Below are 15,890 nucleotides of genomic sequence, written 5' to 3'. Positions count from 1 at the left end.
TGGCCGGCCTGGCGGATTTCGCCGCCGCGCAGCCAGACACGTCCAATCGGCTCCCGGACCGCAACCCAATCGAACACAGACAAGCCGAGGAGACCCCGCTTTATGACGACCCCGCTGCTGGGCCAGATGATGGACGTGCCGCTCACCGTGCCCTCGTTGCTCGCGCATGCCGCGCGGCATTTCGGCGGCACCGAGATCGTTTCGCGGCGCATCGAGGGCGACCTGCACCGCTACACGTACCGCGATTGCGAGAAGCGCGCGAAGCAGCTCGCGCAGGCGTTGATCGCGCTGGGCGTGAAACCCGGCGAGCGGATCGCGACGCTCGCGTGGAACGGCTACCGGCATCTGGAAACGTACTACGGCACGACCGGCTTCGGCGCCGTCTGCCACACGATCAACCCGCGGCTCTTTCCCGATCAGATCGCCTACATCGTCAATCACGCCGACGACGCCTACGTGCTGTTCGACACCACCTTCGCGCCGCTCGTCGACGTGCTCGCGCCGCAGTGCCCGACAGTGCGCGGCTGGATCGCGCTGGCCGACGACGCGCATCTGCCCGTCATGCAAACGCCGGTGCTCAGCTACGAGACGCTGATGGCCGCGCGGAACGGCGACTTCGAATGGCCGTATCTCGACGAGCGCCAGGCGTCCTACCTTTGCTATACGTCGGGCACCACGGGCAATCCGAAGGGCGCGCTGTATTCGCATCGCTCGACGGTGCTGCACGCGTTCGGCGCGTCCTTGCCCGATGCGATGAGCCTGTCCGCGCGCGATGCCGTGCTGCCCGTCGTGCCGATGTTCCATGTGAACGCGTGGGGCATTCCGCACGCCGCGCCGTTGACCGGCGCGAAGCTGGTGTTCCCCGGCAAGGACCTCGACGGCAAGTCGCTCTACGAGCTGATGGAAAGCGAGCGCGTCACGTATTCGGCCGGCGTGCCGACTGTGTGGCTCGGCTTGCTGAACTACCTGCGCGACGCGGGCGTGAAGTTTTCATCGCTGGAGCGCACGGTGATCGGCGGCTCCGCGTGTCCGCCGGCCATGCTGCGCACCTTCGAGGACGACTACGGCGTGCAGGTGATCCACGCGTGGGGCATGACCGAAATGTCACCGCTCGGCACGCTGTCGAAGCTGACCTGGGAGCAGAGCCAGCGGCCGCTTGCCGAGCAGCGCAAGTTGCTCGAAAAGCAGGGCCACGCACTGTACGGCGTCGACATGAAGATCGTCGGCGAGGACGGGCGTGAACTGCCGTGGGACGGCGTCGCGTTCGGCGATCTGCATGTGCGCGGGCCGTGGGTGATCGACCGGTATTTCCGCAAGGACGACTCGCCGCTCGTGGACGGCTGGTTTCCGACCGGCGACGTCGCCACCATCGACCGCGACAGCTTCCTGCATATCACCGACCGCTCGAAGGACGTGATCAAATCCGGCGGCGAGTGGATCAGCTCGATCGATATCGAGAACGTCGCGATCGCGCATCCGGCAGTGGCGGAAGCGGCCTGCATCGCGTGTGCGCATCCGAAGTGGACCGAGCGGCCGCTGCTGGTTGTCGTCAAGCGCGCCGGCTTCGATGTCACGCGCGAGGCACTGCTCGCGTTCTACGAAGGCAAGGTCCCCAAATGGTGGATCCCCGACGACGTCGCGTTCGTCGACGAACTGCCGCATACCGCTACCGGCAAGCTGCAGAAACTGAAGCTGCGCGAAGCTTTCCGCGGCCACGTGCTGCCTTCCGCGCTCGACGATGAGCTGCGCTGCCCGCTGGTCAGGGGAAACCCTGCGTAGAGATAAATTGAACGATCGTGCTTTTCTGTGTATCCTGCCTGCAGACCGGGGAACAATGGTCGGCTGCAGAGCCGGCCAATGAGTCGGACAATGAGCCGGTTCGATAACCCGGATGGCCGGCGCGCAATGCGCCGCCTAATCGCATGATTGGCATGGATCGCATGGAGGCAGGCAGATGGCAGTGAATTACACAACTCAAGACGGCGTGGCCGTCATCACGCTGAACAATCCTCCGGTGAACGGCCTCGGCCTGTCGACGCGGGCGGGCATCGTCGAGGGGATCGAGCGCGCGCAGAACGACCCGGCCGTGAAGGCCATCGTGCTGACCGGCGCGGGCAAGGCCTTCTCGGGCGGCGCCGACATCACCGAATTCAATACGCCGAAAGCCACTCAGGAGCCGACGCTCGCCACGGTCATCAAGCTCGTCGAAGGCAGCGCGAAGCCGGTGATCGCAGCCATCCACAGTGTCGCGATGGGCGGCGGCCTGGAGTTGGCGCTCGGCGCGCATTACCGCATCGCCGCGCCCGGCGCGCAGATCGCGCTGCCGGAAGTGAAGCTCGGCATCCTGCCGGGCGCGGGCGGCACGCAGCGCCTGCCGCGCGCAATCGGCCTCGAAGCCGCGCTCAACATGATCGTCTCCGGCGCGCCGGTGCTGTCGGAGAAGCTGGCCGACTCGGGCCTGTTCGACGAAATCGTGCAAGGCGATCTGCTGGAGGCGGCGCTCGGGTTCGCCCGCAAGGTCGGCGCCAAGGAAGGCCCCCATCCGAAGGTGCGCGATCGCCAGATCGAGCACCCGAACGCGGCCGGTTTCATCCAGTTCGCGCGCAATAGCGTGGCGGCGATCGCGAAGAACTTCCCGGCGCCGCACAAATGTATCGACGCCGTCGAGGCGGGCGTGCAGAACGGTTTCGACAAGGGCCTCGCGTTCGAGCGCGAATGCTTTGTCGCGCTGGTGCGGACGCCGGAAAGCCGCGCGCTGCGCCACGCGTTCTTCGGCGAACGCGCGGCCAGCAAGATTCCCGATGTGCCCGCCGATACGCCGCTGCGCGACATCAGCCGGGTGGCCGTGATCGGCGCGGGCACGATGGGCGGCGGCATCGCGATGAACTTCGTCAACGCGGGTATTGCGGTCACGCTGCTGGAAACGAAACAGGAAGCGCTCGACCATGGCCTCGCGACGATCCGCAAGAACTACGAAGCCACCGTCAAGAAAGGCAAGTTGAAGCCGGAAGCGCTCGAACAGCGGATGGCGCTGATCACGCCCACGCTTTCCTACGACGACCTGAAGAGCGCCGACCTGATCGTCGAAGCCGTGTTCGAAGAACTCGGCGTGAAAGAGCAGGTGTTCAAGCGTCTGGACGAAGTCGCCAAGCCCGGCGCGATCCTCGCATCGAATACGTCGACGCTCGACGTCGACAAGATCGCCGCGTTCACGAAGCGTCCGCACGACGTGGTCGGCCTGCACTTCTTCAGCCCGGCCAACGTGATGAAGCTGCTCGAAGTGGTGCGCGGCAAGGAGACCGCCAAAGACGTGCTCGCCACCGTGATGCAGCTCGCGAAGAAGATCAGGAAGACGGCGGTGGTGTCCGGCGTGTGCGACGGCTTCATCGGCAACCGGATGATCGAGCAGTACGTGCGTCAGGCGCTCTTCATGCTCGAAGAAGGCGCGCTGCCCGCACAGGTGGACAAGGCCATCGAGAAGTTCGGTTTCGCGATGGGCCCGTTCCGCATGAGCGATCTGGCCGGCAACGACATCGGCTGGGCGATCCGCAAGCGCCGCTATCAGGAACGTCCTGATATCCATTATTCGAAGATCGCCGACCGTCTGTGCGAGATGGGGCGCTTCGGGCAGAAGACCGGCGGCGGCTGGTACGACTACAAGGCGGGCGACCGCACCGCGTATCCGTCGAAAGTGGTCGACGAGATGATCGGCGCGTACTCGCAAGAAATCGACGGCGAGCGCCGCAAGATCAGCGACGAGGAAATCGTCGAGCGCCTCGTGTTCGCGCTCGTCAACGAAGGCGCGAAGATTCTCGAAGAAGGCATTGCGTCGAAAGCGTCGGACATCGACATGGTCTATCTGACCGGCTACGGCTTCCCGCTCTATCGCGGCGGCCCGATGCTGTACGCGGACACGGTCGGCCTCTACAACGTGGAGCGCGCGATCCGCCGTTACGCGGCGCGGCCGAACGGCGACGCGTGGCAACTCGCGCCGGGCATCGCGAGGCTGGCGGCCGAAGGCCGCGGGTTCAACGGCTGAGCGAGCCGAGGGCCCCTCGGATCAAACGACTGGGGTGGCGCGTTCCGCCTCCTGATTCGCAGCGTACCTTGTTGCGCGAATCGGAGCGCAAATCGCCCCGCGATTTGCCGGCGCGCCACCATCGACATCTGGAAGTAGGAGAAATGCATGACTGACGCAGTAATCGTATCGACCGCCCGCACGGGCCTTGCCAAATCATGGCGCGGCGGTTTCAACATGACGCACGGCGCGACGCTCGGCGGCCACGTGACGCAGGCCGCCGTCGAGCGCGCGAAGCTCGACCCGGCGCGCGTCGAGGACGTGATCATGGGCTGCGCGAATCCGGAAGGCGCGACGGGCGGCAACATCGCGCGGCAGATCGCATTGCGCGCCGGCTTGCCGGTCAGTGTGCCGGGCATGACGGTGAACCGTTTCTGTTCTTCGGGATTGCAAACTATCGCGCTCGCCGCGCAACGCGTGATCGCCGGTGAAGGCGACGTGTTCGTCGCCGGCGGCGTGGAGTCGATCTCGTGCGTGCAGAACGAGATGAACCGCCACATGATGGCCGAAGGCTGGCTCAGCAAAAACAAGCCGGAAATCTACTGGTCGATGTTGCAGACCGCCGAGAACGTCGCGAAGCGCTATTCGATCTCGAAGGAACGTCAGGACGAGTACGGCGTGCGCTCGCAGCAGCGCGCGGCGGCCGCGCTCGAAGCAGGCAGGTTCAAGGACGAGATCGTGCCGTTGACGGTGCTCGCCGGCGTCGCCGACAAAGCGAGTGGCCGTCTGTACACGAAAGAAGTGACCGTCGGCAGCGACGAAGGCATTCGCGCCGACACGACGCTCGAAGGCGTGTCGAAGATTCGCACCGCGATGCCGGGCGGCGTGGTCACCGCCGGCAACGCGAGCCAGTTTTCGGACGGCGCGTCGGCTTGCGTCGTGATGAACGCGAAAGTCGCGGAGCGTGAAGGGCTGCAGCCGCTCGGCATTTTCCGCGGCTTCGCGGTGGCGGGCTGCGAGCCGGACGAAATGGGCATCGGCCCGGTGTTCGCGGTGCCGAAGCTGCTCAAGCAGGCGGGTCTGAAGGTCGAGGACATCGACCTGTGGGAATTGAACGAGGCGTTCGCGGTGCAAGTGCTGTATTGCGCGGACAAGCTCGGCATTCCCCAGGATCGCCTGAACGTGAACGGCGGCGCGATTGCGGTCGGGCATCCGTATGGCGTGTCCGGCGCGCGGCTCACCGGCCATGCGCTGATCGAAGGCAAGCGGCGCGGCGCGAAGCTGGTCGTCGTGACAATGTGCATCGGCGGCGGGCAGGGCGCGGCGGGGTTGTTCGAAGTGGTTTGAGGCGGGCCCCGCTGGTGCGGACCTGAGAGGGCGGGCGCTGCGGGTTCGGTGCGGTAGCGGGAAATCCGCGCCGAATCCGTGGGGTTCGTTTTTTTTGTTCGCGTGGTTCACGAGGATCAGTTGCCCGAAGGAATCGCCGGGATCACTGCGAACCCGCTCCCGGCGATGGCAGGCTCAACGTGCCCTGATTGGTGAAGCGCGTCGTGCCCGTCATGCCGCCCGCGAGCTTGCCGCGCAGGATGTATGGAACCACCCCGACTGCGCGGCGTCGGCGACCGCGAAGGCCTGGCGAACGGCGGCGAATGCCGGCACGGTTAGCGGCACGGTGACGAGGGTTTCGGCGAAGCGCTGCACGGTGCCCGCCTGATCGCTGACGCCGCTGGCGAACGGCTTGCCGTTCAGTTCGAGATCGAGCGACACGCCGTTGAAGCTGACCGTGGAGTCGTTGGGATTCTGCACGCGCAGTTTGACGTTGAAGCGCATCTCCAGCCCCTGGCTGGGGAGCGGTTCGATGCCGGCCACGCTGACGCGCAACGGATCGCCGCCGAACATCCCGGCGCAGCCATTGAGCGTCAGAGTAACAAGCGTGAAAAATGTGGAGACGGCGAGCAGCCGATAAAGACCCGACAGACCGCTGGACAGCGGCGCGCGCGGCAAGGACATGACCAGCACCTCGTAGGAAGCGGGTTGATCACGCATTGTACCGGGCGGCATCGCGCGGGCAGAGCGTTTCAGGCGGCGCGCCGCCACCGTGTTCTGACGAGCGCGGCCAGACGATGATGCGCACAAGGCGAGCCTCGTCGAACTCTGCGCGCGCGCCGGCATCGCGCTGATCGAGGACGATCCGTACCGCGAACTCGTCGACGCCGCGCAGCCGCCCAGATCGCTGAAAGCCTGGGACACCGACGGCACGGAGATCCACTGCACGTCGTTCAACAAGACGCTGGCGCCCGGCATGCGGGTCGGCTGGACCAACGGCGGACGCTGGCATCCGCGCATCGGCATGCTGAAGTTCGCGCAGTCGCGGCACAACGAGCAGCTGTCGCAAGGGGTCGTCGGCGGCGCTTTTCGACGCCGCACTGGATGACGGTATTCGCATCATGCCAGGGACGGTGTTTCCGAACGCGGGGCGTTTCGATCACTTCATCCGTTCGAGTTGCCCGAGCACGGATCTCGATCTGGCCGACGAAGCGGTGCGGCGCTTGGGGCGCCTTGCGCAAAGGCTGGCCGCCCATGCGCCGGTGCGATAGCGGGTATCATTTCCTGCTGCGCGCGCCTGCGGCTCGCCGCGCTTCCGGATGCAACAGGACGCGACGAGTCGTGATACGAAGCCACGCAGCGAGGCCGATTTCACGATTCATCATATTGTGAGGTTAAGGCTCGACGAAGACGCCAGTCCCATCGGCCACAGTTCTCTGTGCCGACAACGAACCCTGAATACGCAATGACCGATTCATCCTCATCCCCCCAAAGAGGCGCGCCATCGCTGCCCGAGAGCCCGTTCGTCGATCGTCTCGGCGCGCAGTTGCGCTCGGCCGCCGACGGCGTCAGCGAAGTCGTGCTGCCGTTGCAGCCCGATCACATGAACACGTGGGACGTCGCTCACGGCGGCGTCACGATGACGCTCGCCGATGTCGCGCTCGCGATGGCCGCGCGCAGTCTGGCCGGCGACGGCGTGGGCGTCGTCACCGTCGAAATGAAGGTCAACTTCATGCAGCCGGGCCGCGGCGAGCTGCGCGCGACCGGCCGCGTACTGCACCGCTCGACCACCATGGCCTATTGCGAAGGAGAGATCCGCGACAGCGAAGGCCACTTCGTCGCCAAGGCGCTCGGCACCTTCAAATACATGCGACGCCTGGCGGTCGGTCGCGACGTGACGCAGCAGCGCTTGCGCAGCGACCCGTCGGCGAAACCCGGCCCGAGCGACGGTTGATCGAGCGCCGCGCGACCATCGTGCGACCATGGCAAAGCGCGTGAGCCCGGTGAGCCACGCGCGCCTGTCATGCCTACCACGCTCGCCGTTCAGCCCATTCACCAACCCGATCGCTAACGCATCGCCAACTCACCGCTAACACATCGATAACTCGTGGAGACGACCGTCATGCCCCAGATCAACCGTCAACTCGTGCTCGCTTCGCGTCCGCAAGGCGCGGTCACGCCCGACAATTTCCGGCTTGTCGAAACGCCGCTCGCGCCCCTGGCGGATGGCGAGTTGCGCGTGCGCAATCACTTGCTGTCGCTCGATCCGTACATGCGCGGACGCATGAACGACAGCAAGTCGTACGCGACGCCGCAGCCGCTGAACGAAGTGATGATCGGCGGCACGGTCGGTGAAGTGGTCGAGTCGAAGAATCCGAAGTTCGCGGTCGGCGACAAGGTCGTGGCGATGTTCGGCTGGCAGGAATATGGCACCTCGAACGGAGCCGGCGTGCAGAAAGTCGACGACACGCATGTGCCGCTATCGGCCTATCTCGGCCCGGTCGGCATGCCCGGCGTCACTGCATGGTATGGGCTGAACCGGATCATCGCGCCGAAAGCGGGCGAGACCGTGGTGGTCAGCGCGGCGAGCGGCGCGGTGGGCAGCGTGGTCGGTCAACTGGCGAAGCTGGCCGGCGCGCGCGCGGTGGGCATCGCGGGCGGCGCGGACAAGTGCCGCTACGTGGTCGAGACGCTCGGCTTCGACGCATGCGTCGATTACAAGGCGGGCAATCTGTATCAGGAACTCAAGGCCGTGACGCCGGACGGCGTGGACGGCTATTTCGAGAACGTCGGCGGCGAAGTGCTCGACGTGACGCTCGCGCGCATGAACGCGTTCGGCCGCATTGCGTTGTGCGGATTCATCGCGGGCTATGACGGTCACCCGATGCCGCTCAAGAACCCGGCGCAGATGCTCACGCAGCGGCTGCTCGTGCAAGGCTTCATCGTCAGCGAGCATATGGACGTGTGGCCGGAAGCGCTCAAGCAACTCGGCACGCTGGTCGCGCAGAAAAAACTGCAGTATCGCGAGACCATCGCGCAAGGGCTAGATGCAGCGCCCGAGGCGTTCATCGGCCTGCTCAAAGGCAAGAACTTCGGCAAGCAACTCGTCAAGCTGATCTGAGCGGCGCCGCACTCGAAAAGCACACGCACGCGCGAGGTGCTACTCAATCCGGGAGTCAGACGATGTTCGAATTCGCAGGCAAGGTAGCGGTGATCACCGGGGCGGCCAGCGGCTTGGGCCAGGCGTTCGCGCAGAAGGGCGCGTCGCTCGGCATGAAGCTGGTGCTCGCCGATGTGAATCCCGCCGCGCTCGCGCAAACCGTCGACGCGCTGCGCGAGCGCGGCGCCGACGCGATCGGCGTGCCGACCGACGTGTCGGACGCGGCCCAGGTCGAAGCGCTCGCGCAAGCGGCGCTCGCCGCGTTCGGCAAGGTCCATCTGCTGTTCAGCAACGCGGGCGTGGGCGCGGGCGGCTTCGTGTGGGAAAGCCCGGCGAACGACTGGTCGTGGGTGTTCGGCGTCAACGTGATGGGCGTCGCGCACGGCGTGCGGGTCTTCACGCCGATCATGCTGGCGCAGAACGAGCCCGCGCACATCGTCAACACGGCGTCGGTCGCGGGCTTGCTGTCGCCGCCCGCGATGGGCGTCTACAACGCGTCGAAACACGCGGTGGTGTCGTTGACCGAGACGCTTTATCACGACCTGCAACTGGCGCAGGCGCCAGTCGCGCCAGTGACGGGGACGGCGGCAGGCACGCAGACGGCCGGGCCGCAGGTCGGCTGTTCGCTGTTGTGCCCGGCCTTCGTGCCGACCGGCATCGCCGACGCGGAACGCGCGCGTCCGTCGGCGCTGCGCAACGCAGGTGCGCCGACCCGCTCGCAGATCGCCGCGCACCGGCAGTTGCACCGCGCGGTGCAGGCGGGCAAGCTGAGCGCCGCCGATGTCGCCGACATCACGTTCGAAGCGATCGCCGCGCGGCGCTTTTACATCGTCACGCATCCTGGCATCATGGCGACCGTGAAGCTGCGTCACGAAGACATCGAGCAATTGCGCGAACCCACCGATCCGATGTCGCTCAAGCCAGAAGTAAAGAACGCCGGTTAGGCGCTCGAAGCCATCGCCGGCATCTTGCGGGCCGGCTCTTTTCAACCACCGGCGCGCAGGCGCCGCCCCGATGCGCCACCCGCACCATGCCGTTGAATCCGAAGATCGAGCAGGTGCTCGACATGATCGAGCGGGCCAAGCGTCCGCCATACCATCAGATGAGCGCGCAACAGGCGCGCGCGTCATACGAAAAAAGCGCGCCGATCCTGGAGATCGCGAGCGCGCCGATGTTCACGCGGGAAGATCTGTCGATCCCCACGCGCGAAGGCGCAGCGATTCGCGCGCGTCTTTATCAGGCGGTCGAGCCGAGTTGGGCCGAGCCCGCACCGGCGCTCGTGTACTACCACGGCGGCGGCTTCACGGTAGGCAGCGTCGATACGCATGACGCGCTGTGCCGGATGTTCGCGCGCGACGGTCAATGCACGGTGTTGTCGGTCGACTATCGGCTCGCGCCGGAGCACAAATTCCCCACCGCGGTCGACGACGCGTTCGACGCGTTGACCTGGCTGCGCGAGCACGCCGCGGAATATGGCGTCGACGCGGACCGGCTCGCGCTCGGCGGCGATAGCGCGGGCGGCACGCTGGCGACGGTCTGCGCGGTGCTCGCACGCGACGCGGGCATCCGGCTCGTGCTGCAATTGCTGATCTATCCGGGCACGACCGGCCATCAGCAAACCGATTCGCACTCGCGCCTCGCGGACGGTTTCCTGCTGTCGGGCGACACGATCCAATGGTTCTTCGAGCAATACGTGCGCGACGAAAACGATCGCGACGACTGGCGTTTCGCGCCGCTCGACGGTCAGCGCGGCGCGCCCGATTTTCGCGGCGTCGCGCCGGCGTGGATCGCGACCGCCGAATACGATCCGTTGAGCGATGAGGGCGATGCGTACGCGGAGAAGCTGCGCGCGCTGGGCAATCAGGTCACGCTCAGGCGCTATCCGGGCATGATCCACGAATTCTTCAAGATGGGCGGCTACGTGCCCGAGGTCGCGCATGCGCATGCGGATGCCGCGGCGGCTTTGCGCGCGGCGTTCGGGCTGGAGTAGCCGTGGGTTTCGTTTCAGCGTGTTGGGTTCGGCGCGTTGGCTTCAGAGCATAGGAACGAGTCCAGACCGCCGGACCACGCAACGCGCCTCACGCACGCTTCACGCAATCTCACGTTCGATGTTGAATGCGAAGCTGCGCTCGAAGTCGCCGGGCCGCACGATCCGATGCGAGCCGTTGTCGTCGCTGCGCTCGGCGACGGCCACGCTGATCACTTCGCCATGCGCGCTCACGCGCAACGCGGTCGTGCCGCGCGTGCCGTAGTCCGGCGACTCGATGAACGCCGCCGACAACACCCGTTCACGTTCGAGCGGAATGCCGGTGGACGGCAATTCGTCGTCACGCGCGACACGCGGGTCGCGCATCAGATCGATCAGGCGTTCGAGCGGCGGCATCGCGTCGCGCGTGAGCAGCGTACCCAGTGCCGTGCGCTTCTTCACGAGCTTCGGCCACGCGGTATCGAGCACCGCGTTCGAGATGCCGTGCGTGCCGGGCGAGAGCAGGGCAGGCGCGCGGTCCGCGCGGTTGCAATACCAGGCGAGTTCGCGGCGCGTCCAGTCGCCCACCAGCAGATTGAAACCGTTGTAGACGTCGCCGGTTCGCGCGACGTGGTGCAGATACGCGAGCGGGCTTTCGTGCGGGCCGCCCTCCGAGTCACTTGCGGAGCGGCTCAGCCAGTCGCTGACGAGGGTGCCGCGGGTCGGCGCGTCAGCGCGCATTTCGTGCGGCGCGCGGTAATTGGTCAGCGCGGCGAAGCGGCCGTCGCGCGACAGGCCGAGCCACGTGCCGCCGCCCACCAGGTCGCGGCCCGCCAGCACGCCCGGCGCGGCGCGCCACCAGTTGATCGGCTCGGCCGTGCGTCGAAAGAATTCGTCGCGATTCGCGGCGAGCGTGAAAAGCGCGCCGTCGAGCGAGTCGGGCCGCCAGTCAAAAACGATCAGGCACATCGGGGAGCTTCTCCCGGTGAGAGCGTGGGCGTTGCAGAAGTCGGCATAAAGCGGCGCCTGCTTGCGTCGCTTTGCGTGATGGCAGGCGTCAAACCTCGCTCGGCAAACCGTAGGGCAGCGCGAGGAAGCGTAGCGCCGGGCCCTCGGGCGCGCCCAGATGCACCGAGCCGCTTTCGAGCGACGCCAGCTTGATCTCGACCAGCAGATCGACCCCATCGCCTGGCGCCGATGCCGCGTTCACGATCATCCCGCACGGCTGGCCCGGATCGTCCGAATGGAACAGTTCCATGCCGGGCCGCACGCTCGCCAGTTCACCCTCCACGTTGGCGAGCGACGTGCGCCGCTTGATCGTGCCGCGATACTGGCTGCGCGCGACCACTTCCTGGCCGGGATAGCAGCCCTTGCGGAAATTCACCGCGCCGAGCACGTCGAAGTTGACCATCTGCGGCACGAACTGTTCGACCACCGGCTGCGTGATGCGCGGCTCGCCCGCGCGGATGTCGAGCCAGTCCCACACTGCCGGCGACACGCGCTTGAGTTTGCCGTCGAGCGAGGGCAGCAGCGCCTCGACCTGCGCCTTCGGGCCGATCCACAGATAGCGCAGCCGTTGCAGCGCATCCGGCACGCGAATCAGCGAGCCCGCCGTGCCGTCCACCTGCACGTGCACGCCGTCGGGCAGCGCGTCGAACACGCCGGACAGCGCGCGACGCACGTCGCCGGCAAGACCGACCACGGCGAGCTCGCCGCTAGCGTCGACCAGCTTCGCCTTGGCGCGCAGGATGAACATCGAGAGCCGCTTCTGCGCCGCCGCTTGCACGTCTTTCGACACCAGCAGGCGAATCGTGTCGCCGCTGCGCCACGTCAGGAACGACGCCAGCAGACGGCCCTTGGCCGAGCAGTAGCCGGCAAGACGCGCGTGGGCGGCGTCCAGATGCTGGGTGTCGTTGGTCAGTTGGCCGTGCAGGAAGCTGGCCGCCTCGTCGCCGGTCGCATCGATCACGCCGAATTGCGTGAGGGGCATGTAGGCGCCGTGATGGAGCACGGCATCGAATTCATCGGCCGACGGGCGCGGCAGCACGGCAAGCGCGGCGGGCGAAGGGGTGCCGGACGGGCTGCCTGAAGGGGTGCCTGAAGCGGTAGCGAGCGGTGTGTTCATGGATTCGGAGAACAGTCAATTCTGACTTTGGCTGAGGCAAACAAGCATTATATGCAGTCCAACCTTGCTACGCTCCGCATGTCCCTACTTGCATGATGCCTCTGCAAGGCTTATGCAGCGAGGGTTTGCAGGTTGTCTGCATCCGGTTGTGCCGAGATCGTGACCCTGTTGGCGTGTTCCGCCAGATGGTCAGGCGCAAGATGAGCATACCGGAGAACGTGTTCGGACTTCGCCTGCGCCCCAACCCCTCAGCCGATCCAGCCAATCCAGCCGTGTCCCTGCCTGAACGTGCCAGCTCGCCCACGTGTAGCGCAGGTCGTGGAACCGGACGTTCCCGATTCCCACGCGGGCGCACTGGCGGTCTGATTGCGCGGTGCACCCACCGGTCGTCGCTGCGTATCACCGGGCCGGGTGAATGCGTTGCGCGATCGAGCCGCTGGTAATAGTCGCCGGTGTTTGCGGGCCAGCTTGCGGAGTCATCCTCAGCTAAGAGCCGCGGCAGCGCGCGACACGCCTGAACTAGTGTTTGTCCCGGCCACATCCCCTCGAAAACGTGTTGGCCCCACTCCGACATTCCGCCCGATACGCATCTCGCAGAACCGCTGAAATGCCCGCCAGACAGAGCTTGCTGCCATGTGGCATGGACTCTGCCTTACACAACGTCCAGCCGTAGCACGACCCACGTATCGCGCTCGCTCGTGCCGATACGCAATCGACCCGATCACCGACCGGAGAACATCATGTTCATCTACCTTTTCCTGCTGCTGAGAAAGGCGCTCGACCGCGCTGAGCACAGCCGTCGCGACGCGTACCTCGCGTCCGCCGTCGACATGGGCGAGCTCGAACGCCGCATGCGTTCAATGGAGATCGACCACTGAGGTGACAAGCCGACGCACCCGCCATTGAACGATCAGGACGCCGGAGCATGCGCGCCGGCGTCCTGATCATAGTCAGCCGCCCGCGCCGGGCCGATAGTGGAGACCTTCCCCGGTCCGGCATCCGCGTGCCCCACTCCTGAGTTCCGTGAACGCCATGAATAGCACCATTGCATCACAAGTCTTCTCTTCCGCAACGACGGTCATTGCCCTGCATTGCTCCGGCTCGGGAGCGGCACAATGGCGCAAGCTCGGCGAGGCGCTCGGCTCGCGCCACGCGTTCGTCGCGCCCGAGCACTACGGCTGCGATAGCACGGGCCCGTGGAGCGGTGAGCGCGCGTTCACGCTCGCCGACGAGGCCGCGAGGACCATCGGGATCATCGACGCCGCGCGGGGCAAGGTGCATCTCGTCGGGCACTCATATGGCGGTGGCGTGGCGTTGCGCGCGGCCGTCGAGCGGCCGGAGCGGATCGCGAGCCTGACGCTTTACGAGCCCTCGGTGTTTCATCTGCTGAAGGTGATGGGCGCGCACGGAGCGCACGCGCTTGCGGAAATCATCGCGATCTCGAAGCGCACCGCCGACCGCGTGAGCTGTGGCGACTATCGGGGCGCGGCGGCTTCGTTCGTTGATTACTGGGGCGGCGGGGGCGCATGGGAAGCGCTGCGGCCCTCGGTGCAGGCCGCCCTCACGCGCTGGGCTCCGAAGGCGCCACTCGACTTCCGCGCGTTGCTCGACGAACGCACGCCCGCAAGCGCGTACACGAGTCTGGGTGTGCCGGCGCTGATCTTGCGCGGCCAGCACGCGCCCCTCCCGACCCGCGCGATTGCCGAGCGCCTGCCGATGCTGTTGCCCGCGGCGCGCCTTGCAATCGTCGAGGGTGCGGGACACATGGGGCCGCTCACGCATGCCGACAAGGTCAACGCGACCATCGCGCGGCATATTGCCGAGTCGGAAACGGCGGCGTGGGCGGGGCGTTTGGGTTAAGCGGGGTTAAGCAATCAACACGTACAGCAGACAAACGAGGGCTTCTGCGAAAACGCCGTCCGTGACGTGTCGTCCATCGTTCGGTACAAATCGGCCAGGAGGCGTCATGCGGGAGCACCATCGCGTTACCCGTGTCGCAATTCGGACTTCGGTAGCGGGTCGGCGCGCGTCAATTGCATCTGCCGCCCAGTTGTCGGGACGTTCAAACTCACGGGTCTGGGCAGTCAACCGGTAGGCGCTGCGAATCTGGACGCGTAATCTAGCTGTCTATGATTCTCAACGCGGTCCATCATTTAGGGGGACCAGAATGCGCAAGCTATTCTTCACGACAGGATCGCCTTTTGCCCGCGCCGTGCGCATCGTGCTCGTCGAGAAGGGGCTCGATTTTGAGCGTGTCGAGACCTTCACGACGCCCAGCGTCGAAGAGCGCGCGAAGATCGCGCCGACCCTGCAGGTTCCGACCTTGGTCGACGGCAACCTCGCTCTTTGGGATTCCGCCGTGATCATCGATTACCTCATGTCCAACTATCCCTGTTTGCCCGCGCCGCAAGGCATGGAGCCCCTCGCGACCGACTACGTGCGCCCGACGGCAAACTGGCACGACAGGCTCGTTCTCGCCACGCTACAAACTTTCGGCGTGTCGACGACGACGGTGTCGCAACTGCAATGGTCTGGGGTCCGGCACGAAGAAAATGGCCATGCCACGCGATGCGCGATTCGGAACCAGCATCTTCTCGATTGGTTTGAGGCTCAGCTCATCGGCACTGACGGCGCATTCATCCCCGGTGTGATCTCCGCGCAGGATATTTTGCTCACCTGTTTCTGTCAGTTCATTGAAACACGCCCATTGCGATTGTCCTGGGGCGCTCCGGGTCGCCCCAAACTCGCGTCATTGGTCGCGCGAATGGCAAGACGACCCTCTTTCCAGCAGGAAGCTGCACTTTGGTGGGAGCCAGGGATGACGTATGCCACTGCCGCCGAGGTGGAATGGGCAAGAAGTAAAACCGTTCATGGTGGACCCAGCTTCAGCGAATGGGCGTCGCAGTCTGCCAGTTGACACCGGGCTTTGACGACGATCGGATGAACGAGTGCGGCCAATGAGCAAAGAGAGTCCACTTCGGGTGCGAGGGCGCCTTCCTATGGGCGGCTGAAGTGGTGAGCCGCCCATGCGGCTCGAACGGCTCCTCCGGTTCGCCGTCAACGACGCGCGTCAGGCAGAAGTCGGCCATCTGCGGTGATTCGCCCGCGCATCAATGCAGACGTTCGAGCGTCGCCTACACTCAGATACTGTTGAAAAAGTCGCTGCGTTGCTTTTCCAATTCGCTCGCAAGAAAATCGACCTCTCAGATCGGCCTACAAGCCGCTCGCGAACACAGGTCAAGGGTGAGAGGACCCCTAAAAACCTTGCGACAGAGACAGACAGCGACTTTTTCAA

Annotated in this window: 12 protein-coding genes and 2 pseudogenes; 11 read left to right on the top strand and 3 right to left on the bottom strand. The window is 65.7% G+C overall.

The features are described 5' to 3' along the window. The first annotated feature begins 102 nt into the window (after positions 1–102). The 3 genes from PQR02_RS07540 (at position 103) to PQR02_RS07530 (ending at position 5,365) form a co-directional block, all read left to right on the top strand. Positions 103–1,779 (top strand): 3-(methylthio)propionyl-CoA ligase, encoded by a 1,677-nt coding sequence (locus tag PQR02_RS07540; RefSeq protein WP_408227768.1) that lies wholly within the window; start codon positions 103–105, stop codon positions 1,777–1,779. 175 nt (positions 1,780–1,954) lie between these two features. Further along, positions 1,955–4,039 (top strand): 3-hydroxyacyl-CoA dehydrogenase NAD-binding domain-containing protein, encoded by a 2,085-nt coding sequence (locus PQR02_RS07535; protein WP_408227765.1) that lies wholly within the window; start codon positions 1,955–1,957, stop codon positions 4,037–4,039. Positions 4,040–4,186: 147 nt separating this feature from the next. After that, positions 4,187–5,365, top strand: coding sequence for an acetyl-CoA C-acyltransferase (locus PQR02_RS07530; protein WP_408227762.1), 1,179 nt, complete (start codon positions 4,187–4,189; stop codon positions 5,363–5,365). Positions 5,366–5,507: 142 nt separating this feature from the next. On the opposite strand, the pseudogene PQR02_RS07525 reads toward PQR02_RS07530, so the two are convergent. After that, positions 5,508–6,028 (bottom strand): annotated as a pseudogene (locus tag PQR02_RS07525) (LEA/WHy family protein). Positions 6,029–6,143: 115 nt separating this feature from the next. Between PQR02_RS07525 and PQR02_RS07520 the strand changes: the two are divergent. The 5 genes and pseudogenes from PQR02_RS07520 to PQR02_RS07500 form a co-directional block, all read left to right on the top strand. Next, positions 6,144–6,615: pseudogene (locus PQR02_RS07520) on the top strand (PLP-dependent aminotransferase family protein); the annotation flags it as partial. 194 nt (positions 6,616–6,809) lie between these two features. Next, positions 6,810–7,298 (top strand): PaaI family thioesterase, encoded by a 489-nt coding sequence (locus PQR02_RS07515; RefSeq protein ID WP_408227759.1) that lies wholly within the window; start codon positions 6,810–6,812, stop codon positions 7,296–7,298. Between the two features lie 168 nt (positions 7,299–7,466). Continuing rightward, the gene (locus PQR02_RS07510; RefSeq protein WP_408227756.1) at positions 7,467–8,465 is read left to right on the top strand and encodes an NADP-dependent oxidoreductase; all 999 of its coding nucleotides are present in this window, start codon (positions 7,467–7,469) and stop codon (positions 8,463–8,465) included. Between the two features lie 62 nt (positions 8,466–8,527). Further along, a complete protein-coding gene (locus PQR02_RS07505; RefSeq protein ID WP_408227753.1) occupies positions 8,528–9,448 on the top strand; it encodes an SDR family oxidoreductase in 921 nt (306 codons plus the stop codon). Between the two features lie 86 nt (positions 9,449–9,534). Further along, on the top strand, positions 9,535–10,494 hold the full coding sequence (locus PQR02_RS07500; protein ID WP_408227750.1) for an alpha/beta hydrolase: 960 nt from the start codon (positions 9,535–9,537) through the stop codon (positions 10,492–10,494). 99 nt (positions 10,495–10,593) lie between these two features. On the opposite strand, the gene PQR02_RS07495 is transcribed toward PQR02_RS07500, so the two are convergent. Together PQR02_RS07495 and ygfZ are read right to left on the bottom strand one after the other, a co-directional pair. Continuing rightward, on the bottom strand, positions 10,594–11,439 hold the full coding sequence (locus PQR02_RS07495; protein WP_408227747.1) for an NRDE family protein: 846 nt from the start codon (positions 11,437–11,439) through the stop codon (positions 10,594–10,596). Between the two features lie 88 nt (positions 11,440–11,527). Further along, entirely contained in the window at positions 11,528–12,595 is a 1,068-nt protein-coding gene (gene ygfZ, locus PQR02_RS07490) for a CAF17-like 4Fe-4S cluster assembly/insertion protein YgfZ (RefSeq protein WP_408227744.1), read from the bottom strand. Positions 12,596–13,335: 740 nt separating this feature from the next. On the opposite strand from ygfZ, the gene PQR02_RS07485 reads away from it, so the two are divergent. The 3 genes from PQR02_RS07485 (at position 13,336) to PQR02_RS07475 (ending at position 15,512) form a co-directional block, all read left to right on the top strand. Next, positions 13,336–13,473, top strand: coding sequence for a DUF3563 family protein (locus PQR02_RS07485; RefSeq protein WP_408227741.1), 138 nt, complete (start codon positions 13,336–13,338; stop codon positions 13,471–13,473). A 154-nt stretch (positions 13,474–13,627) separates the two neighbouring features. After that, positions 13,628–14,455 (top strand): alpha/beta fold hydrolase, encoded by an 828-nt coding sequence (locus PQR02_RS07480; protein WP_408227738.1) that lies wholly within the window; start codon positions 13,628–13,630, stop codon positions 14,453–14,455. Between the two features lie 307 nt (positions 14,456–14,762). Then, positions 14,763–15,512, top strand: coding sequence for a glutathione S-transferase family protein (locus PQR02_RS07475; protein WP_408227735.1), 750 nt, complete (start codon positions 14,763–14,765; stop codon positions 15,510–15,512). Positions 15,513–15,890: the final 378 nt, after the last annotated feature.

It is taken from the genome of Paraburkholderia sediminicola, from assembly GCF_046026895.1.
In the GTDB taxonomy this organism is placed as follows: Bacteria; Pseudomonadota; Gammaproteobacteria; order Burkholderiales; family Burkholderiaceae; genus Paraburkholderia; species Paraburkholderia sediminicola_C.
Note: the sequence above shows the minus strand (reverse complement) of the source record. Positions and strands in the feature narration are given on the sequence as shown.

Coding starts and splice junctions, on each gene's coding strand:
- PQR02_RS07540 (WP_408227768.1), top strand. CDS start 103: ATGACGACCCCGCTGCTGGGCCAGATGATGGACGTGCCGCTCACCGTG.
- PQR02_RS07535 (WP_408227765.1), top strand. CDS start 1,955: ATGGCAGTGAATTACACAACTCAAGACGGCGTGGCCGTCATCACGCTG.
- PQR02_RS07530 (WP_408227762.1), top strand. CDS start 4,187: ATGACTGACGCAGTAATCGTATCGACCGCCCGCACGGGCCTTGCCAAA.
- PQR02_RS07515 (WP_408227759.1), top strand. CDS start 6,810: ATGACCGATTCATCCTCATCCCCCCAAAGAGGCGCGCCATCGCTGCCC.
- PQR02_RS07510 (WP_408227756.1), top strand. CDS start 7,467: ATGCCCCAGATCAACCGTCAACTCGTGCTCGCTTCGCGTCCGCAAGGC.
- PQR02_RS07505 (WP_408227753.1), top strand. CDS start 8,528: ATGTTCGAATTCGCAGGCAAGGTAGCGGTGATCACCGGGGCGGCCAGC.
- PQR02_RS07500 (WP_408227750.1), top strand. CDS start 9,535: ATGCCGTTGAATCCGAAGATCGAGCAGGTGCTCGACATGATCGAGCGG.
- PQR02_RS07495 (WP_408227747.1), bottom strand. CDS start 11,439: ATGTGCCTGATCGTTTTTGACTGGCGGCCCGACTCGCTCGACGGCGCG.
- ygfZ (WP_408227744.1), bottom strand. CDS start 12,595: ATGAACACACCGCTCGCTACCGCTTCAGGCACCCCTTCAGGCAGCCCG.
- PQR02_RS07485 (WP_408227741.1), top strand. CDS start 13,336: ATGTTCATCTACCTTTTCCTGCTGCTGAGAAAGGCGCTCGACCGCGCT.
- PQR02_RS07480 (WP_408227738.1), top strand. CDS start 13,628: ATGAATAGCACCATTGCATCACAAGTCTTCTCTTCCGCAACGACGGTC.
- PQR02_RS07475 (WP_408227735.1), top strand. CDS start 14,763: ATGCGCAAGCTATTCTTCACGACAGGATCGCCTTTTGCCCGCGCCGTG.